The organism is Allobosea sp. 05L423 (assembly GCF_056397745.1).
The window spans coordinates 85,736-105,225 of record NZ_JBFTOA010000009.1 but is presented as its reverse complement, the minus strand read 5'-3'; the positions used below and the strand labels follow the sequence as shown (position 1 = coordinate 105,225).

General features: G+C 66.5%; 19 protein-coding genes. 9 read left to right on the top strand and 10 right to left on the bottom strand.

Annotation, left to right across the window (positions count from 1 at the left end):
- Positions 1–2 precede the first annotated feature (2 nt).
- Entirely contained in the window at positions 3–1,643 is a 1,641-nt protein-coding gene (locus AC1DNE_RS19525) for a bifunctional aspartate transaminase/aspartate 4-decarboxylase (RefSeq protein ID WP_476766766.1), read from the top strand.
- 63 nt (positions 1,644–1,706) lie between these two features.
- Here AC1DNE_RS19525 and AC1DNE_RS19520 read toward each other — a convergent pair whose 3' ends face one another.
- The 10 genes from AC1DNE_RS19520 to AC1DNE_RS19475 form a co-directional block, all read right to left on the bottom strand.
- Entirely contained in the window at positions 1,707–2,120 is a 414-nt protein-coding gene (locus tag AC1DNE_RS19520; protein ID WP_476766767.1) for a DUF1801 domain-containing protein, read from the bottom strand.
- A complete protein-coding gene (locus AC1DNE_RS19515; protein ID WP_476766768.1) occupies positions 2,117–2,623 on the bottom strand; it encodes a DUF1801 domain-containing protein in 507 nt (168 codons plus the stop codon). Before AC1DNE_RS19515 ends, AC1DNE_RS19520 begins: the two co-directional genes overlap by 4 nt.
- Before the next feature lie 57 nt (positions 2,624–2,680).
- Complete coding sequence (locus tag AC1DNE_RS19510; protein ID WP_476766769.1) at positions 2,681–3,091, bottom strand: SRPBCC family protein; 411 nt, start codon at positions 3,089–3,091, stop codon at positions 2,681–2,683.
- On the bottom strand, positions 3,088–3,414 hold the full coding sequence (locus tag AC1DNE_RS19505) for an ArsR/SmtB family transcription factor (protein ID WP_476766770.1): 327 nt from the start codon (positions 3,412–3,414) through the stop codon (positions 3,088–3,090). Before AC1DNE_RS19505 ends, AC1DNE_RS19510 begins: the two co-directional genes overlap by 4 nt.
- 95 nt (positions 3,415–3,509) lie before the next feature.
- Positions 3,510–3,851, bottom strand: coding sequence for a cupin domain-containing protein (locus AC1DNE_RS19500; RefSeq protein WP_476766771.1), 342 nt, complete (start codon positions 3,849–3,851; stop codon positions 3,510–3,512).
- A 12-nt stretch (positions 3,852–3,863) separates the two neighbouring features.
- On the bottom strand, positions 3,864–4,634 hold the full coding sequence (gene kduD, locus AC1DNE_RS19495) for a 2-dehydro-3-deoxy-D-gluconate 5-dehydrogenase KduD (RefSeq protein WP_441472742.1): 771 nt from the start codon (positions 4,632–4,634) through the stop codon (positions 3,864–3,866).
- Positions 4,634–5,470, bottom strand: coding sequence for a 5-dehydro-4-deoxy-D-glucuronate isomerase (kduI, locus tag AC1DNE_RS19490; protein ID WP_476766772.1), 837 nt, complete (start codon positions 5,468–5,470; stop codon positions 4,634–4,636). Before kduI ends, kduD begins: the two co-directional genes overlap by 1 nt.
- 10 nt (positions 5,471–5,480) lie before the next feature.
- Positions 5,481–6,761 (bottom strand): TRAP transporter large permease, encoded by a 1,281-nt coding sequence (locus tag AC1DNE_RS19485; protein ID WP_441472744.1) that lies wholly within the window; start codon positions 6,759–6,761, stop codon positions 5,481–5,483.
- 3 nt (positions 6,762–6,764) lie between these two features.
- Entirely contained in the window at positions 6,765–7,298 is a 534-nt protein-coding gene (locus AC1DNE_RS19480) for a TRAP transporter small permease (protein ID WP_441472745.1), read from the bottom strand.
- 69 nt (positions 7,299–7,367) lie between these two features.
- Entirely contained in the window at positions 7,368–8,354 is a 987-nt protein-coding gene (locus AC1DNE_RS19475) for a TRAP transporter substrate-binding protein (protein WP_476766773.1), read from the bottom strand.
- A 159-nt stretch (positions 8,355–8,513) separates the two neighbouring features.
- Between AC1DNE_RS19475 and AC1DNE_RS19470 the strand changes: the two genes are divergently transcribed.
- The 8 genes from AC1DNE_RS19470 to AC1DNE_RS19435 all read left to right on the top strand — a co-directional run bounded on the left by AC1DNE_RS19470 (position 8,514) and on the right by AC1DNE_RS19435 (position 19,469).
- Complete coding sequence (locus tag AC1DNE_RS19470; protein ID WP_441472747.1) at positions 8,514–9,203, top strand: GntR family transcriptional regulator; 690 nt, start codon at positions 8,514–8,516, stop codon at positions 9,201–9,203.
- Positions 9,204–9,364: 161 nt separating this feature from the next.
- Positions 9,365–10,369 carry an HlyD family secretion protein gene (locus AC1DNE_RS19465; protein ID WP_441472748.1) on the top strand — a complete coding sequence of 335 codons (1,005 nt, stop codon included), beginning with the start codon at positions 9,365–9,367 and terminating at the stop codon, positions 10,367–10,369.
- Positions 10,366–13,098: a ribosome-associated ATPase/putative transporter RbbA gene (gene rbbA / locus AC1DNE_RS19460; protein ID WP_441472749.1), complete on the top strand. Its 2,733-nt coding sequence runs from the start codon at positions 10,366–10,368 to the stop codon at positions 13,096–13,098. The genes AC1DNE_RS19465 and rbbA overlap by 4 nt, the downstream gene beginning before the upstream one ends.
- 1 nt (position 13,099) lies before the next feature.
- Complete coding sequence (locus AC1DNE_RS19455) at positions 13,100–14,233, top strand: ABC transporter permease (RefSeq protein ID WP_441472750.1); 1,134 nt, start codon at positions 13,100–13,102, stop codon at positions 14,231–14,233.
- A 36-nt stretch (positions 14,234–14,269) separates the two neighbouring features.
- Complete coding sequence (locus tag AC1DNE_RS19450) at positions 14,270–16,162, top strand: heavy metal translocating P-type ATPase (RefSeq protein WP_441472751.1); 1,893 nt, start codon at positions 14,270–14,272, stop codon at positions 16,160–16,162.
- An 83-nt stretch (positions 16,163–16,245) separates the two neighbouring features.
- Complete coding sequence (locus AC1DNE_RS19445) at positions 16,246–17,367, top strand: alpha/beta fold hydrolase (RefSeq protein ID WP_441472752.1); 1,122 nt, start codon at positions 16,246–16,248, stop codon at positions 17,365–17,367.
- A 51-nt stretch (positions 17,368–17,418) separates the two neighbouring features.
- Positions 17,419–18,366, top strand: a complete 948-nt coding sequence (locus AC1DNE_RS19440) for a bifunctional enoyl-CoA hydratase/phosphate acetyltransferase (protein WP_441472753.1) — start codon at positions 17,419–17,421, stop codon at positions 18,364–18,366.
- Positions 18,363–19,469 (top strand): acetate/propionate family kinase, encoded by a 1,107-nt coding sequence (locus AC1DNE_RS19435; RefSeq protein WP_441472754.1) that lies wholly within the window; start codon positions 18,363–18,365, stop codon positions 19,467–19,469. The genes AC1DNE_RS19440 and AC1DNE_RS19435 overlap by 4 nt, the downstream gene beginning before the upstream one ends.
- Positions 19,470–19,490 lie beyond the last annotated feature (21 nt).

Genomic DNA, 19,490 nt, shown 5'->3' with positions numbered 1-19,490 from the left:
TTATGGCGACTGATTACAGCAAATACGCCAAGCTCAGCCCCTTCGAACTCAAAGACGAACTGATCAAGCTGGCTTCAAGCCGCGAAAACCGCCTGATGCTCAATGCCGGGCGCGGCAATCCGAACTTCCTGGCGACGCTGCCGCGCCGGGCCTTCTTCCGGCTCGGCCTCTTCGCCACGGCGGAGGCGGAGCTCTCCTACTCCTATATGCCCAACGGCATCGGCGGCCTGCCGCAGATCGAGGGCATCGAGGGCCGGTTCGAGCGCTTCATCGCCGAAAACCGGGAGATGCCGGGCGTGGTCTTTCTCGGCCGCGCGCTGAGCTATGTCCGGGACCAGCTCGGCCTCTCGGCTTCCGAGTTCCTGCACGAGATGGTCGAGGGCATCCTCGGCTGCAACTATCCGGTTCCGCCGCGCATGCTCAAGGTGAGCGAGGAGATCGTTCGCCACTACATCGTCAAGGAGATGATCGGCGGCTTCATCCCGCCGGGCAGCATCGATCTCTTCGCGGTCGAGGGCGGCACCGCCGCGATGACGTACATCTTCAACACGCTGAAGCAGAACGGCCTGGTCAAGCGCGGCGACAAGGTCGCGATCGGCATGCCGGTCTTCACGCCCTATATCGAAATCCCCGAGCTCGACGAATACGGGCTGGTCGAGGTCGCGATCGATGCCGATCCCGAGAAGGGCTGGCAGTACCCGGATTCCGAGCTGGAGAAGCTCAAGGACCCAGCGATCAAGATCTTCTTCTGCATCAACCCGAGCAATCCGCCCTCGGTGAAGATGGACGATCGCAGCCTCGAGAAGGTCGCCGCGATCGTGCGCGAGCACCGGCCGGACCTGTTCATCCTGACGGACGACGTCTACGGCACCTTTGCGGATGATTTCCGGTCGCTCTTCGCGACCTGCCCGCACAACACGATGCTGGTCTACTCCTTTTCGAAGTATTTCGGCGCCACCGGCTGGCGCCTCGGCGTCGTCGCGACGCACAAGGATTCCATCTTCGACAAGGCGCTGGCCGATCTTCCGAAGAGCGCCAAGCAGGCGCTGGACCGGCGCTACGGCTCGCTTCTGCCGGATGTCAGCCAGCTGCGCTTCATCGACCGCCTCGTCGCCGACAGCCGCACCGTGGCGCTCAATCACACGGCCGGTCTCTCGACGCCGCAGCAGGTCCAGATGGTGCTGTTCTCGCTCTTCGCGCTCATGGACGAGGCCGACGGCTACAAGGCCGAGCTGAAGAAGCTGGTCCGCCGGCGCGAGGCGGCTCTCTATCGTGAGCTCGGTGTACCGCAGGGCAACGATGCGAATTCGGTCGACTATTACACGCTGCTCGACCTCTCGGCGGTGGCCAGAGACCTGTATGGGCCGGAATTCGAGGCCTGGGTGAAGAAGAACGTCAACCCGGACGAACTGCTGTTCAGGATCGCCGACGAGACCGGCATCGTGCTCCTCCCCGGCCGCGGCTTCGGCACGCGCCAGCCGGCGGGGCGCGCCTCGCTCGCCAATCTGAACGAGTACCAATACGCCAACATCGGCCGCTCCCTGCGCGGCATGGCCGAAGAGTTCCACGTGGTCTTCGAGAAGGGCGGCGGCTCCTCCGGCAAGAAGGGCGGCGGCAAGGCTGGAAAGAAGTCCAAGGGCTGAGTCGACCCGGTGCCGGGGCTCGTGGCTTTAGTCCCGGGCTCCGATCGATAATGAGCCGGCCGCTCAGCCCGGGCGGCCGGCTCGCTTCGCTTTCGGCGCATTCAGTGCGACGGCGGCGCGGATCAGCTCGGCCAGGGCCTTTTCGTCGATCGCATCGCCCTCGTGGAAATCGATGGCCCGGCGGACATTGCCCTCCAGGCTGGAATTGAACAGGCCGGCCGGGTCCCCGAGCGTGGCGCCCTTGGCGAAGGTCAACTTGACCACGCTCTTGTAGGTCTCGCCGGTGCAGATCATGCCGTCGCGATACCAGACCGGCACGCCGCGCCATTTCCATTCCTCGACGACGTCGGGAACGGTCTGCCGGATCAGGGCGCGAAGTCGGGCAAGCATCTCGCCGCGCCAGTCGCCGAGCTCCCTGATCCGCCCGTCGATCAGTTCGGATGGTGATTGCTCGCTCTGGGTGGCGGTGCTTGTCATGATCGCTCTCCGTTGCCGCGTGCTCCTGGGCCGCGGCGGTTCCTGCGAAACCAGATGATCCAGCCGGGCAGCTTCGCGGCCTGCTCGACCCAGCGCGCCATCGAGGCCGCGTCGGTCAGGCCGTTCTGGTCGATATGGACGTAGCGGGTGTTCTTGTCCTTCGACGCGACGGGCGGCAGCGGGTCGAGCGCCGCGCCGTTGAAGAAGGCGATCTTGATGTAGCGTGCGAAGCAATGGACGCCGAGGAACCAGCCGTGCTCGCTGGTGCCGTAGACGGGCGAGTTCCATTTGACCGCCTTGCGCAGGTCGGGGACGGTCCGTTCGATCAGCGCGTCGAGCTGCTTTCCCACTGCGCTCTTCCATTCCGGCATCGCGGCGATATAGGCCTGCACGGCCGCATCGCCCTCGGCCTTCGCGATCTGCGGGTTGCCGCCCGAAAGCAGGACAGGCTTGGCGGGGCCGCCCGCATCGACCTCGATCGATGGTCTCGCCTTCCTCGCCAAATCGCTCTCCTCCGGCAAACCGATCTCCAAACGACGTGGCTGAACGGCGGGCGTTTCTCAGCCCATCCGCGCGAGCACGTCTTCCAGCGCTGCGAAGAAACGCGGCCATCCGCCCTGGGCGCCCTGGAAGTAGCGCGGCTGGTCCGCCCGGAAGCCTGCCTGTTCCATGCGCAGCGACGTGCCGGAGCCGGCCGGCGTCAGCGTCCAGGTCACCACCGTCTTCAGTCTGTGGTCGCCCCATGTGTAGGACAGCGTCCGGGCCGGCTCGACCTCCAGCACCTCGCACTGGACGGCGCCCCATTCGGCGCTGAAATCGAAGCGGTGTCCCACGATCGGCTGGAAATCGTTCTTCATCAGCCACTCTGCGATCAGATGCGGCTGCGTCAGGGCGCGCCAGAGCTTCTCCGGCGGATGCGGGAACTCCCGCTCGACGACGACGGAACGGATCTCGTCCGATGTTTCGTTCATTGATCCATTCTCCTCAGCAGATCCTCGAGATCGTCGAAGCGGTTTTCCCAGAAGCCGCCCATCTGGCCGGTCCAGTCGATCAGCGGCGCCAGAGCCCGGGGCTGCGCGCTGTAATGCGTCTGGCGGCCTGCCTGCCGGTCTCGCACCAGCCCGGCCTGCTTCAGCACGGCGAGGTGTTTCGACACGGCCGGCTGCGAGACGCCGGCGCGGACCGTTAGCGCGCCCACAGTCTGCTCGCCGTCCCGGCATAGCCATTCGAACAGAGCCCGCCGCGTCGGGTCGGCGAGGGTCCTGAAGAGCTGGTCGTGATCGGTCGCTATCAAAATGCATAACCCGTCAGTTATCGGTTAGCCAATAACTGACGGGTTATGTAAGAGTCAACCTGAGGGGAACTGCATTGCCCGGACGCGCGTCGCCGTCAGGAAACGAAGTTCTGCCGCATCGGCGTGAAGACGTCGACGAGCGTTCCCGCTTCGATGGCGGTCGCGCCGTGCACGGCATCCGGCGGCACGGTGAAGCTGTCGCCGGCCCGGAGCCGTTCGGTGCGCCCGGAGATGGTGATGTCGAACACGCCGCTCTCGACCAGCGAGCACTGGATATGAGGATGGCTGTGCGCCGGACCGACGGCGCCAGCCTGGAAGCGCACCCGCACCATCATGACTTCGTCGCGGTAGGTCAGGACCTTGCGCGTCACGCCTTCGCCGGCCGGCTCCCAGCCGAGATCGGCGTCGCGGGCGAAGGGCTCGTTCTTGCGATCCATGTCGGTTCTCCCTCAGCGCGCGAGCCAGCCGCCATCGACGGGCAGGACGACGCCATGGACATAGGCCGCGGCGTCGGAGGCGAGAAACACGGCGGCCCCGCCCAGTTCCCCGGGATTGCCCCAGTGTCCGGCCGGGATGCGGGCCAGGATTGCGGCATTGCGCTCGGGATCGGCGCGTAGGGCCTCGGTGTTGTTGGTGACGAAATAGCCGGGCGCGATGGCGTTGACGTTGATGCCCTTGGCTGCCCATTCGCAGGCGAGCAGCCGCGTCAGCCCGGCAAGCCCGCTCTTCGACGCCGTATAGGAGGGGATGCGGATGCCGCCCTGGAACGAGAGCAGCGAGGCGATGTTGATCACCTTGCCGCCCTTGCCGTCGGCGAGCATGCGCTTCGCCACCCCTTGCGTCAGGAAGAAGGTCGACTTCAGGTTGACGTCCATCACCGCGTCCCAGTCGGCCTCGGTGAAGTCGATCGCGTCGGCGCGGCGGATGATGCCGGCATTGTTGACGAGGATGTCGAGCCGCGAGCCGTCGGCCTTCGCCGCCGCGTCGGCTTCCTCGACGATCCCGGCGATCGGCTCCAGCGTGGCGAGGTCGGCCGTGATCTCATGGAAGGGGCGCCCCGTCCCGGCGACCAGCGCCTTCGTCTCGGCCATGCTGGAACGGCCGACCGCGACGATGCCGGCGCCCGCCTGCGCGAGCGCGACCGCGATCGCCTGGCCGAGACCCGTATTGGCCCCGGTGACGATCGCGGTCCGGCCGCCCAAATCGAAGGGTGAGCGCATCAGCGCAGGTCCCCGGTCGCGACCATGTCCATGTCGGTGTAGTCGACATTGTCGCCGCCCATGCCCCAGATGAAGGAATAGGCCTTCGTCCCGACGCCGGAATGGATCGACCAGCCGGGCGAGAGGATCGCCTGCTCGTTGGCGACGACGAGATGGCGGGTCTCCTGCGGCTCGCCCATCAGGTGGAAGACGCGGGCGTCGGCGGGGACGTCGAAATAGAGATAGATCTCGCAGCGCCGGTCATGGACATGCGAGGGCATGGTGTTCCAGATGCTGCCCTCTTCGAGCGTCGTCACACCCATCACGAGCTGGCAGGTCTCGCAGATTCCGGGGATGATGTACTGGCGGATGACGCGCTTGTTGGCGGTTGCCTGCTCGCCGAGCGCGATCGTCTTGGCGTCGGCCTCCCGGATGACCTTGGTCGGGTGCACGGCATGGGCCGGCGTCGAGAGCAGGTAAAACTTGGCGGGATTGCCGGCATCGTCGCTGACGAAGGAGACTTCGCCCGCTTCCTTGCCGACATAGAGCGCATCGCGTTTGGCGAGTGCGTAGCCCTTGCCGCCGACCGAGACCTTGCCGGGACCGCCGACATTGACAATGCCGAGCTCGCGCCGCCTGAGGAAGGCGTCGGTGCCGACCGCCTTCGGCGTCGGTAGCACGACGGCTTTGCTGGTCGGCATGGCGCCGCCGACGATGACGCGGTCGAGATGGCTATAGGTCAGCTTGATCTCGCCCGCGGCGAACAGCGTCTCGATCAGGAAGTGGCGCCGCAGCTCCGCCGTGTCGAAGCCCTTGACGGCCTCGGGGTGCGAAACCTGGCGAATTTCGATGGTCATGATCAGTCCTTCAGTGGAACAGGCGCGGCAGCCAGAGCGACAGGCCGGGCACATAGGTGACGAGCAGGAGCACGGCGATGCTGGCGCCGTAGAAGGGCCAGATCGTCCGCATGGACTCGCCGATGGAAATGCGGCCGATGGCGCAGGCGACGAACTGCACCGACCCGACCGGCGGCGTGTTGAGGCCGATGCCGGCGTTGAGGATCAGGATCACGCCGAAATGCACGGGATCGACGCCGAAGGCCTTCACCACCGGCAGGAAGATCGGCGTGCAGATGATGATCATCGGCGCCATGTCCATGAAGGTGCCGAGCACCAGCAGGATCAGGTTGATCATCAGCAAGATGGTGATCGGGTTGTCCGATACCGCCTTCATCGCGGCGATGGTCGCCTGCGGCACCTCCAGGAAAGCCATCAGCCAGCCGAAGGCGCCGGCCGTGCCGATCACCAGCAGCACCATCGCCGTCGTGCGCACCGCGCCCAGCGTCGCCTCGACGAAAGCGGTCCAGGTGAGCTGGCGATAGACGAAGATGGTGATGAGGATGGCGTAGACGACGGCGACGCAAGAGGATTCCGTCGCGGTGAAGATCCCGGAACGGACGCCGCCGAAGATGATGCCGATCAAGAGGATGCCGGGCAGCGCCAGCACGACATAGCGGCCGACGGTCGCGAAGCCCGGGAAGGGCTCGCGCGGATAGCCGCGCTTCACCGCGACCGCCCAGGCTGCCACCATCAGCGCGGCGCAAAGCAGCAGGCCCGGCACGACGCCGGCCGTGAACAGGTCCGCGATCGAGAGATTGCCGCCCGCCGAGAGCGAATAGATGATCATGTTGTGCGATGGCGGGATCAGCAGTGCGATGATCGCCGCATTCGCGGTGACGTTGACGGCGTAGTCGGCATCGTAGCCGCGCTTCTTCATCTGGGGGATCATCAGCCCGCCGACAGCCGAGGCGTCGGCCACGGCCGAGCCGGAGATGCCGCCGAAGAGCGTGCAGGTGACGACGTTGACCTGGCCGAGGCCGCCGCGCAGATGGCCGACGAGGCTCGCCGCCATCTGGATCAGCCGCTCGGCGATGCCGCCGCGGATCATCAGGTCGCCAGCATAGATGAAGAACGGGATCGCCATCATGGCGAAGGCGTTCATGCCGGAATTCATCTGCTGGAAGACGACCACCGGCGGCAGGCCCATATAGGCGACGGTCGCGACCGAGGCGATGCCCAGGCAGAAGGCGACGGGGATGCCGACCAGCAGCAAGAGCGAGAAGACGCCGAAGAGAATCCAGAGTTCCATGGCTCAGGCCTCCTGGCTTTCGCCGAAATGGACGAAGCCCAGCGGAGCCTGCTGCTCGCCGGTGACGAAGAGGAGGAGCTTTTCCAGCGCGAACAGGGCGATCAGCGCGCCGCCCGCCGCGATCGGCACATAGTCCCAGCCGCGCGAGATGCCGATGATCGGCATCCGGTCGCTCCAGGTGCCGGCCGCGAGCTGCCAGCCATAGCCGAGCATGGCGATGCCGAAGGCGCAGACAAGGCCTTCACCCAGCACGATCAGCACGGCGCGCAGCGGCGGCGGCGACATCACCAGCCCGACCTCGAAGCCGAGATGGTCGCTTTCCCGCACGCCGACGGCGGCGCCGAGCAGGATGAACCAGGACATCAGGAACAGCGATCCGGCCTCGACCCAGATCGGCGTATCGTTGAGGACGTAGCGGCCGAACACCCCCCAGGCGACCATCACGGTCATCAGGACGAGGCCTGCCCCGGCGGCGATCAGCGCGAAGAGGCTGAGCTTGGCGTCGAGGCGTGTCAAAAACGCAGTGAAAGCGCGCATGGAATCTGCCCGGGCTGGCAAGGGGCCAAAGCGGGGCGGCCATTTTGGCCCGCCCCGCCTGATTGAGGCTCAGTTCACCGCCTGAATGGCGGCAACCATGTCCTTGAGCTTCGGATCGGTGACGAACTTGTCGTAGACCGGCTTCATCGCGTCGATGAAGGGCTGCTTGTTGACGGTGTTGATCTGGGCGCCGCCGGCCTTGACCTTCGCCTCGGACGCCTTCTCGCGGGCGTCCCAGAGCTCGCGCATCTTGAGGACCGATTCCTTGGCCGCAGCCTTGATGATCGCCTGGTCCGCCGCGTTGAACTTGTCGAAGCTCTTCTTCGACATCACCAGCGCCTCCGGCGACAGCGAGTGCTCGGTCACCGAATAGAACTTCGAGACCTCGAAGTGGCGGGTCGATTCATAGGACGGCCAATTGTTCTCGGCGCCGTCGATGACGCCGGTCTGCAGCGCGGAATAAACCTCGCCGAAGGGCATCGGCGTGGCGTTGGCGCCGAGCGCCGAGACCAGCGCGACGAACATGTCGGACTGCTGGACGCGGATCTTCATGCCCTTCATGTCGGCAGGGCTGTTGATGGGGCGCTTCGAATTATAGAACGAGCGCGAACCGGAATCGTAGAGCGCGAGGCCGATCAGGTCGTGCTTGTCGAACTCCTTCAGCAAATTGTCGCCGATCGGCCCGTCCATGGCCTTCCGCATGTGGTCGACCGAACGGAAGATGAAGGGCAGGGACGGAATGTTGGTCGCCGGGATCAGGTTGTTGAACGGCGCCATGTTGATGCGGTTGATGTCGATGACGCCGAAGCGGGTCTGGTCGATCGTATCCTTCTCCTGGCCGAGCTGGGCGGAGTGGAAGACGTTGATCTTGATGCGGCCCTGGCTGCGCTCCTCGAGGAGCTTGCCCATGAAGCGGACAGCCTCGACGGTCGGGTAATCGGTCGGATGGATGTCGGCCGAGCGCAGCGTTACGCTCTGGGCGAGGGCGGAGGTCGCCGCGGCGGCCGAGAAGGCCAGTGCGGCGGTATAGGCAAGGAAACTGCGGCGTGCGGTCATGGTGCGTTCTCCCGTGGTTTCGAAGGCCTCGCCGTTTCCCGGCTTGTTCGCTGGCCCGCCGAACGTAAGCTTGCTGCCCGCGCCCCGTGCTCGGTTGCGGCAGTGATTGTATGGTAGTATGTTGTTGTATGGTACGCAACAGGCCCTGGAGGTTTTGACTTGAGCCTTTCGTTGGCGTCTCCCGCCTCTTTCCCGGGCGCTTCGGCGGCCGCGCGTGTCGAGGCCGAGCTGCGCCGCGCGATCATCGCGCTCGAATTGCCGCCCGGCACGCGCCTGTCGGAGCAGGAGATTGCGCTGAAATACGGCGTATCGCGTCAGCCGGTGCGCGAGGCGCTGATCGCGCTCGCCAAGACCCGGCTCGTCGACATCCAGCCGCAGCGCGGCACGGTCGTGGTCAAGTTCTCGGTCCGCAAGATGATGGAGGCGCGCTTCGTGCGCGAGGCGGTCGAGGTCGCGATCGTGCGCGAGGCCTGCGTGGCCTTTTCGGCCCAGAGCCGGCAAAGGATTTCCGATCTCCTCGACGTCCAGGAGAAGGCGGCTCAGCGTGACGACCACAGCTCCTTCCAGCGTTATGACGAGCTCTTCCATGTCGAGTTGACGGAAGGCGTCGGCATGCCGCTGGCCTGGGAGGCGATCCGGGACATCAAGGCGCATATGGACCGGGTCTGCCAGCTGACCTTGCCGGGGCCCGACGCGATGCTGCCGCTGGTCGAGCAGCATCGGAGGATCATGGCGGCGATCGATGCCGGCGACGCTGCGGCGGCCGAAGCGGCCATGCGCCACCATCTGACCGAAATCCTCCGCGCCTTGCCGAAGACCGAGGTTGCGCACCCCGACCTCTTCGAATAGCGCGCAGCGCGTCCGATCACGGGGCGGCTCAGCGGCATCGTGCCGCGTTTTCGCGCACGGCTGAAAGCTGCGTCATGCGCATGGCTCTCGCGGGCGGCTTCTTGCATGCTATGAAAGCCGCTGAGCTCAATGTTCCATGCTTGTTCCGTTGGAGACGCTCCATGCGCTTCTGTCGCGTAGCCTTCGCCGCTGCCCTCGCTGCATCCCTGCTATCCCCGCCTCAGGCGCAGGCGCAGGCGCGGTTGAAGGCGCTGATCGAAAGACTGCGCGGCGACACGATGCCGGAGGGGATCGTCAAGACCAACGGGCGCATCGAGGCGACGCAGGTCGACGTATCTTCGAAATATGCCGGCCGCCTGGCGGAGGTCACGGTCAAGGAAGGCGATGAGGTCACCGCCGGCCAGGTGGTCGCCCGCATCTCGTCGCCGGAATACGAGGCCCAGCTGCGGTCCGCGCAGGCGCAGGTGCTGCGGGCCCGCCAGGCCCTTGCCGAGGCAGAGGCGCTCATCGCCCAGCGCAAGAGCGACCAGATCCTCGCCAGGACCGATGCCGAGCGTGGCAAGGAACTGGTTGCGAAGGGCTATCTCAGCAAGCAGGTCGACGACCAGCGTTCTGCCAAGGCCGATGCCGCCGATGCCGCGCTGCGGGCTGCCCAGGCGCAGCGCGACCAGGCCCAGTTCGCGATCCATGCCTCCGAAGCGGATGCCGAGCAGATCAAGGCGATCCTCGTCGATCTCGTGCTCGTCGCGCCGCGCAGCGGGCGCGTCCAATACCAGCTCGCCCGAACCGGCGAAGTGGTCTCGGCCGGCACGCGCGTCATCACCATCCTCGACCTGTCGGACGTCTACATGACGATCTACCTGCCGGCGGCGCAGGCCGGGCAGCTCGCGCTGGGGGATGAGGCGCGCATTATTCTCGATCCCGTGCCGCAATATGTGATTCCGGCGACGGTCAGCTTCGTCGCGGCCGACGCGCAGTTCACGCCGAAGGCCGTCGAGACAGCCGAGGAGCGCGAGAAGCTGGTCTTCCGCGCCAAGCTCCAGGTCGATCGGGATCTGCTCGCCAAATACCACCGGCAGGTGAAGACCGGCGTGCGCGGCCTCGGCTTCGTTCGCACCTCTCCCACCGCGAAATGGCCTGACTCGCTGGTCGTGAAGCTGCCATGACGGAGGCCGGGCCTGCCGCCAGCCTCGTGGGCGTCACGCACCGCTACGGCAAGGTGACCGCCCTCGATGCGCTGACGCTCGAAATCCCGTCCGGCCGCATGATCGGCGTGATCGGGCCGGACGGTGTCGGCAAGTCGACGCTGCTCGCGCTCATCGCCGGCGTGCGGGCGATCCAGCAGGGCAGCGTGCACGCGCTCGGCGGCGATCTCGGCGTCAAGGCGGAGCGCGAGGCCCGGCGCGGGCGCATCGCCTATATGCCGCAGGGGCTGGGCCGCAATCTCTATCCGACACTCTCGGTCTTCGAGAACATCGACTTCCATGCGAGGCTTTTTGGACAGGACGCTGCCGAGCGCCGCCAGCGCATCGACGAATTGCTCACTGCCACAGGGCTCGACCCCTTCGAGAGCCGCCCTGCCGCCAAGCTCTCCGGCGGCATGAAGCAGAAGCTCAGTCTCTGCTGCGCGCTGATCCACGATCCCGACCTGCTCGTCCTCGACGAGCCGACGACGGGCGTCGATCCGCTCTCGCGCGGCCAGTTCTGGGATCTGATCGACACGATCCGCGCCCGCCGGCCGGGCATGAGCGTGATCGTCGCCACCGCCTATATGGAGGAGGCGGAGCGCTTCGACTGGCTGGTGGCGATGGATGACGGCAAGGCGATCGCGACGGGCACGCCCACGGAGCTACGCCAGAAGGCCGGGCAGTCCACCCTGGAAGCCGCCTTCGTCGCCCTGCTGCCTGAAGCCAAGCGCGCGCAGCACCGCGAAGTCGTGCTCAGGCCGCGGGTCGTGAGCGACGACGCGACGCCGGCGATCGAGGCAGAGGGGCTGACGCGCCGTTTCGGCGATTTCGTCGCGGTCGATCATGTCAGTTTCCGGATCGGCCGCGGCGAGATCTTCGGCTTTCTCGGCTCCAACGGCTGCGGCAAGTCGACGACGATGAAGATGCTGACCGGCCTGCTGCCGGCGACCGAGGGCACCGCGAAGCTGTTCGGCCAGCCGCTGGCGGCCGACGACATGGAGACGCGGCGCCATGTCGGCTACATGTCCCAGGCTTTCTCGCTCTACAGCGAGCTCACGGTGCGGCAGAACCTCGTGCTGCACGCCGAGCTCTATCATCTGCCACCGGCAGAGATCCCGGTCCGGATCGCCGAGCTTCTGACCCGCTTCGACCTTGAGAACGTCGCCGACGAGCGGCCCGACAGCCTGCCGCTCGGCATCCGCCAGCGTCTGCAGCTTGCCGTCGCCGTCCTGCATCGACCGGCCATGCTGATCCTCGACGAGCCGACCTCGGGCGTCGATCCGATCGCGCGCGACGCGTTCTGGCGCACGCTGATCGATCTCTCGCGCGACGACGGCGTCACCATCTTCCTCTCCACGCATTTCATGAACGAAGCGGAGCGCTGCGATCGCATCTCCTTCATGCATGCCGGCAAGGTGCTCGCTGTCGGCACGCCGCAGGAGCTGGTGCAGAAGCGCGGTGCCGACACGCTGGAAGAGGCCTTCATCGCCTACCTCAAGGAAGCTGCCGGCATCGAGGAGGCGCCAGCGGAGGCCGCGGTCATCCCGGCGGCCGCGGCCCTGCCGGCGCCACCGGCCCGCCGCTTCGATCCGCGCCGGCTCTGGGCCTGCACCCGTCGCGAGACGATGGAGTTGTTGCGGGACCCGATCCGGTTGAGCTTCGCCTTCCTCGGGCCGTTGCTCCTGATGCTGGCCTTCGGCTTCGGCATCTCCTTCGACGTCGAGAACCTGAAGTTCGCGGCTTTCGACCAGGACGGCTCGATGGAAAGCCGGCAACTGGTCGAGGCTTTCTCCAGCTCGCGCTATTTCGACGAGCAGCCGCCGATCCGTTCCGAGGCGGAGCTGGACCGGCGCCTGAAAAGCGGCGAGCTTCAACTCGCGATCGAGATCCCCCCCTCCTTCGGTCGCGATCTGATGGCCGGGCGGACGCCTGAACTCTCGGTCTGGCTCGACGGCGCCATGCCCTTCCGGGCCGAGACTACCCGCGGCTATGTGACGGGCTTGGCGGCGCAATATGCGCAGGGGTTTGCGGCTGCCCAGTCGGCGTCGAGCCATGCGCCGTCGCCCGTCACGATCGAGACCCGCTTCCGCTACAACCAGGACTTCAAGAGCGCCAATGCGATGGTGCCGAGCGTTATCATGCTGATGCTGATCCTCATTCCGGCGATCATGTCGGCGATCGGCGTCGTCCGCGAAAAGGAAACCGGCTCGATCGCCAATTTCCGCTCGACCCCGATCAGCCGCTTCGAGTTCCTGTTCGGCAAGCAGCTGCCCTATATCGCCGTCGCAATGGCCAGCTTCGTCATGCTGGTCGTGATCGCGTTGACCGTCTTCGAGGTGCCGATCAAGGGCTCCGTCTGGGTGCTGGTGCTGGCAACCCTGCTCTATGTTTCCGCCACGACGGGCTTCGGCCAGCTCATCTCCAGCTTCACACGCACGCAGGTATCGGCCGTGTTCGCCACGGCGATCCTGTCGATCATCCCTGCGGTCAATTTTTCCGGCCTGATGGTGCCGGTCGCCTCGCTCTCGGGCGGCGGCCGTCTCATCGGCATGACCCTTCCGCCGGCCTGGTACCAGCCGGTCAGCGTCGGCGTGTTCACCAAAGGGTTGGGAGCCGCAGAGCTCTGGCCCAACCTCGTGATGCTGGCCTTCTTCTTCCTGCTGTTCCTCGTCGTTGCGCAGCTGGCGCTACGCAAGCAGGAAGCCTGAGATGTCCGCGCTCGTCATCCATCTCCAGAACATCCTGCGCCTCATCGTGAAGGAGCTGCGTAGCCTCCGGGCCGACCCGATCATGCTGGTGCTGGTGGTCTACACCTTCAGCATCGCGGTCTACACGGTCGCCACCGGCGTGAAGCTCGAGGCGCGCGACCTGACCATCGGCATCGTCGACGAGGACCAGTCCGAGTTCTCGCGCACGCTGCTGGGGGCCTTCGGCCCGCCACTGTTCAAGGTCTCCAAGCGCATCGCGGCCAACGAGATCGACGCCGAGATGAATTCCGGCCGCCTGGTCTTCGTGCTGGAGATCCCGCCCAAGTTCCAGGCGGACCTGCAGGCGGGGCGGCAGGCGACGCTGCAGCTCAATATCGACGCCACCGCGATGACCCAGGCGGGCAACGGCGCGGTCTATATCCAGCAGATCATCGCCCAGGAGATCGCGAACCGGCAGGCCGGGCGCGAGACCACCACATCGATGCCGATCAATCTGGTGGTGCGGGCGCGCTTCAATCCCAACCTGGATTCCGGCTGGTTCAGCTCGGTCATGCAGATCCTCAACAATGTCACGCTGCTGACGATCGTGCTGACCGGCGCGGCGCTGATCCGCGAGCGCGAGCAGGGCACGGTCGAGCATCTTCTGGTGATGCCGGTCACGCCGGTCGAGATCATGCTCGCCAAGATGGTGGCGAATGCCCTCGTCATCCTGGTCGCGGCGGTCGCATCGCTCGTCTTCATCGTCGAATGGGCGCTCGGCGTCCCGATCGCCGGCTCGCTTCTGCTCTTCGTGATGGGGACGGCGGTCTACGCCTTTTCCGTCGCGGCGCTCGGCATCCTGCTCGGCACGCTGGCGACGACGATGGGGCAGTTCGGCCTGCTGGCCATCCCGGTCTTCGTGGTCACGCAGTTGCTCTCGGGTGCGACTACGCCGATGGAGAGCATGCCGGTCTGGCTGCAATGGATCATGCAGACCTTCAGCCCGACGCCGCATTTCGTTTCCTTCTCCCAGGGCGTGCTCTATCGCGGAGCGGGGTTCGACGTCGTCTGGCCGGAGATTGCCAAGATCATCGCGATCGGCGCGGCCTATTTCGCCTTCGCGCTCGCCCGGTTCCGCAAGGTGATCTTCGCTTGAGACATACCGGGCAGAGGCGGAACGGGAGCGGCGCCGATGCGTGAGATGGTCGTCCATCTGAGCCTGTTCGCCATAGCATTGGCAGGGGCCGTCGCTGGATTGATCGCTGGCCGCGTCGGCGGCGCATGGTCGCCGGACCTGATCTGGACGGCGGCGACGATCCCCGTCGCCGTGGCGCTGGCGGTCTCGATGCTCCGCGACATGCTGGCCGGACGGCTCGGCGTGGATGCGATCGCGCTTGTCGCGATGGTCGCCTCCATCGCGATGGGCGAGCCGCTGGCCGGCGCGGTCGTCGCCATGATGTATTCCGGCGGCAACCTGCTGGAGGACTATGCCCGCGGCAAGGCCGAGCGCGAGCTCCGCTCGCTGCGGGACCGGACGCCGCGCATCGCCCACCGTCAGGACGCCGGCGGACTCGTCGATATCGCTGCGGAGGACGTGGCGGTTGGCGACGAACTGCTGGTGCGGGCCGGCGAGATGCTGCCGGTGGATGGTGAGCTTCTCGATGCCGCGGCGCGGCTGGACGAATCCGCCGTCACCGGCGAGCCGCTGCCCGAGGCGAAGGCGAAGGGCGAGGCGCTGCGCAGCGGCACCGTCAATGCCGGCGAGGCGTTCCGCTACCGCGCTTCGGCGGCGGCGCATGAGAGCACCTATGCCGGCATCGTCCGGATGGTCGAGGCGGCGCAGACCGCGAAGGCCCCCTTCATCCGCATGGCCGATCGCTTCGCGCTGCTGCTGCTGCCCGCGACCCTGATCGTTGCCGGCCTGGCCTGGTGGCTGTCCGACGATCCGATCCGCGCCCTCGCCGTTCTCGTCGTCGCCACGCCTTGCCCGCTGATCCTGGCGGCGCCGGTCGCCTTCATCGGCGGCGTCTCCCGCGCTGCCCGTGCCGGAATCCTGATGAAGGGCAGCTCAGCGATCGAGGCGCTCGGGCAGGTTCGCACGGCGATCTTCGACAAGACGGGAACCCTGACCGAGGGCGGCGCCCGGCTGGTCGCGTTGGAGTCGGCTCCGGAGATCAAGGCGGACGAAATCCTCCGTCTCGTCGCCTCGCTCGAGCAGGCATCGCATCATGTGCTCGCCGAGACCCTGGTCGCGCTGGCGCGCCAGAAGGCGCTGCCCCTGTCCCAGCCCACCGAGGTGCGCGAATATCGGGGCTCGGGCCTTGAAGGCGTCGTGGATGGCAGGCATGTCCGCGCCGGCTCGCGCAATCTCGTCCTGGGAGATGAGCCCCTCCCGAGTTGGGCGCGGACGGCACAAGCGGGCCTCGACGGCGCCGCTGCTCTTGCCGTCTTTGTCACCCTCGATGGGCAATTCGCCGGTTTCCTCGCCATGGCGGATGCGGTGCGGCCCGACGCGCGCGAGACGCTGGACCGCCTGCATGGTGCCGGGGTCAATCGCATCCTGATGGTGACGGGCGACGATGCCGGTACGGCGGCGGAGGTTGCCGCTCACCTCGCTATCGACGACGTCAAGGCCGAGTGCAGCCCCGCCGAGAAGGTCGCTGCCATCGCGGCGGAGAAGGCTCGTCAGCCGACGATGATGGTCGGCGACGGCTTGAACGACGCGCCGGCGCTGGCCGCTGCGGATGTCGGCGTGGCGATGGGCGCCCGGGGTGCGACGGCCTCCTCCGAAGCGGCCGACGTGGTGATCCTCGTCGACAGGATCGACCGGGTCGCGGAAGCGGTCGTGATCGCGCAGCGGACTCGGGCGATCGCGCAGCAGAGCATCGTCGTCGGCCTCGGCCTGTCCGGGGTCGCCATGGTCTTCGCCGCCTTCGGCTACATTCCGCCCGTCGTCGGCGCGTTCCTGCAGCAGGGCATCGACATCGCGGTCATCGTCAACGCCTTGCGCACGCTCGTCGGCCCGATGGCGCGGGGCCGGACTTTGGAGGTTGCGCGGGCGCCGCGCATCGCAGACGGGGTTTGACCTGTCGCAAGGCTGTCGCGGTTGCCTCGGCAAGATCGGCTGTCTACCTTCCGGGCGCAATCGACAATGCGGGTGTTTCGACCATGGCCACGAGCCGAAACGCAGTAGAGACATCTCGCCAGCCGACGAGTGGCCCCGACGAACTCAGCCTGCCCTGGTTCTGGCCTGTCGACGCCGCCCTGCGCCTGACCGAGCACAATCTCGATTTTCTCTCCGAGGCGGTGAAGATCACCCGCCCGCCGCCGCCGGACTGGGCGACGCCGAACACGGTGCGCCTCGACCTGCCGACGATGCGGCTACGCGAATTCGGCAAGCCGGAATCCGGGGGTATACCCGTCGTGATCGACGCGCCCTACGCCGGACATAGCGCGACCATCGCCGACTACGACAAGGGCCAGAGCCTCGTCGAGACGATGCTCGCGAATGGTCACGACCATGTCCTTGTCACCGACTGGAAGCCGGCGACGCAGGAGATGCGCTACTTCAGCATCGACACCTATCTGGCCGAGCTCAACGCCGCGATCGACGATCTCGGCGGCGTCGTGCATCTGGTTGGCCTCTGCCAGGGCGGCTGGCTCAGCGCGATGCTGGCCTCCCGCTTCCCGCACAAGGTCAAGTCGCTGGTCCTGGCTGGCTCTCCGATCGACGCGGATGCCGGCGATGGGCCGATCAAGCGCATGGCGAAGGCCATGCCGCTGAAGAGCTACCGCGCCATGGTCCGGACGGGCCGGGGCCTGATGCCGGGGCGCTTTATGCTCGCCGGCTGGAAGAACATGCACCCCGACGAGCATTACGTCGACAAGTACGTGCGGCTCTACCAGAACATCGCCGACAAGAACTATCTCGACCGTACCGAGACCTTCGCGGCCTGGTACGAGAACCCGCTCGACCTGCCCGGCGCCTACTACCTCCAGGCCATCGAGCAGATCTTCAAGGAGAATCGCTTCGCCAAGGGCGAGTTCGTCGGCCTCGGCCGGCGCCTGAGCCTGACGGACGTCGCTTGCCCGGTCTATCTCCTCGCCGGTGCCGAGGACGACATCACCACCAGCGAGCAGGTCTTCGCGGCGGAAGACCTCGTCGGCACGCCGAAGAAGAAGATCGAGAAGAAATTGGTGCCCGGCGGCCATATCGGCCTGTTCATGGGCCGCAAGACGCTCGCCGAAACCTGGCCCGGTATCGCCCGCTGGATCGCCTTGCAGGGCTGAGCCGCCCGCACGGTCCGCTTCCCGAAACCCCGCCCTGGAGCCCCTCGCGCCATGACGACGCTGTCCGCTTCCGAATATTTCCAGCTCGCGCTCGGCCGCTGCGAGGATCTTCCAGCTGTGCGGACCGGGGTGGTTCATCCCGTCAAGGCCAATGTGATCGAGGCCGTCGCGGACGCCGTCGCCGAGCAGTTGATCGATCCGGTTCTGATAGGCCCCGCGGAGCGTATCCGCGCCGCCGCGCTGGAAGCCCGCGTCGACATCTCGCCTTGGGAGCTGGTCGACACCGAGCACAGCCATGAGGCGGCGGTGAAGGCCGTCTCGCTGGCTGCCGCCGGCGAGCTCGAAGCCCTGATGAAGGGCTCGCTGCACACCGACGAACTGCTGGGCGCAGTCGTGCACGCCGACTCCGGCCTGCGGACCGAGCGGCGCATCTCCCATGCCTTCGTGATGCATATCGAGAGCTATCCCAAGCCCTTCATCATCACCGACGCGGCGGTGAACATCTCGCCCGACCTCGCGACCAAGGCCGACATCGTCCAGAACGCCGTCAATCTCTGGCATGTCGCGCTGAACGGCGTCGACGAATTGCCCAAGGTGGCGGTGCTCGCGGCCGTCGAGACCGTCAACCCGCGCATGTGCGCCACGCTCGATGCCGCCGCCCTCTCGAAGATGGCCGATCGCGGCCAGATCACCGATGCCATCGTCGATGGGCCGCTCGCCTTCGACAACGCGATCAGCGCTGCGGCCGCGAAGGAGAAGGGCATCGTCTCGCTGGTGGCGGGGCATGCCGACATCCTGATCGTGCCCGAGATCGAAGCCGGCAACATGCTCGCCAAGCAACTCACCTTCCTCGGCGGCGCCGATGCCGCCGGGATCGTGCTCGGCGCGCGGGTGCCGATCATTCTGACGAGCCGGGCCGACAATCTGCGGGCGCGCCTGCTCTCCTGCGTCCTGGCGGTTCTTCTGGCTGATGCGCGGCGTACGGGGCGGATCAAGTGATCGACACCATTCTTGTCCTCAACGCCGGCTCCTCCAGCCTCAAGTTCCAGGTCTTCCGCAGCGACGACCTCAGCGTGCTTGCCCGCGGCAAGGCGGTGCGCCTCGGCGAGCCGGAACCGGTCCTGGATGCGAGCCTCGCGGATGGTCCGCGCGAGCGCATCGCGCTGCCGCAGGCCTGCGATCACAACACGGCGCTCTCCGCTGTCCTCGCCTTTGTCGACCGCCATGACGATGGCTGGCGGATGAAGGCCGTCGCACACCGCATCGTCCATGGCGGCGAAAACTATGCCGACCCCGTCGTGGTGACGCCCGAGGTCTTTGCCGCGCTCGAAGCACTCGCTCCGCTGGCGCCGCTGCATCAGCCGCACAATCTCGCTGCGGTGGCCGCAGCCCGGCGCCTGATGGGCGAAGTGCCCAATATCGCTTGCTTCGATACGGCCTTTCACGCCCGGCACGATGCGCTGACCCACAATTTCGCGCTTGAACAGGGGCTGCGCGACAAGGGCATCCGCCGCTACGGCTTCCACGGCCTGTCCTATCAATGGCTGGAGATGGTGCTGGCCGAGCGGCATCTCGATCTCCATGCCGGCCGCGTCGTCGCTGCCCATCTCGGCAACGGTGCGAGCCTCTGCGCCATTCGGGGTGGCCGCAGCATCGACACGACCATGGGGATGACGACGCTCGACGGGCTGCCGATGGGCACGCGTTGCGGCGCGCTCGACGCTGGCGCGGTGCTCTACATGTTCCAGGGTCTGGGCATGAGCGCTGAAGAGGTTTCGACCGCGCTCTATGAGCGCTCGGGCCTGCTCGGCCTGTCCGGCCTCTCGAACGATGTCGAGACGCTGCTCAACAGCGACGATCCCCGCGCGCGTTTCGCCCTGGATTATTTTGCGCTGAAGGTCGCGCAGTTCAGCGCGGCAATGGCGGCGGCGATGGGCGGCATCGACGGGCTGGTCTTCACCGGCGGCATCGGGGAGCATGCCGCACCCATTCGCAACGCGATCCTCGATAGACTCACCTTCCTCGGCGATTTCAAGGTTCTGGTGATCCCGGCTAATGAGGAGAGGGTCATGGCCGTTCAGGCGAAGGCGCTGCTCGCCTGAACGATAGAACGAGGGAGGCTG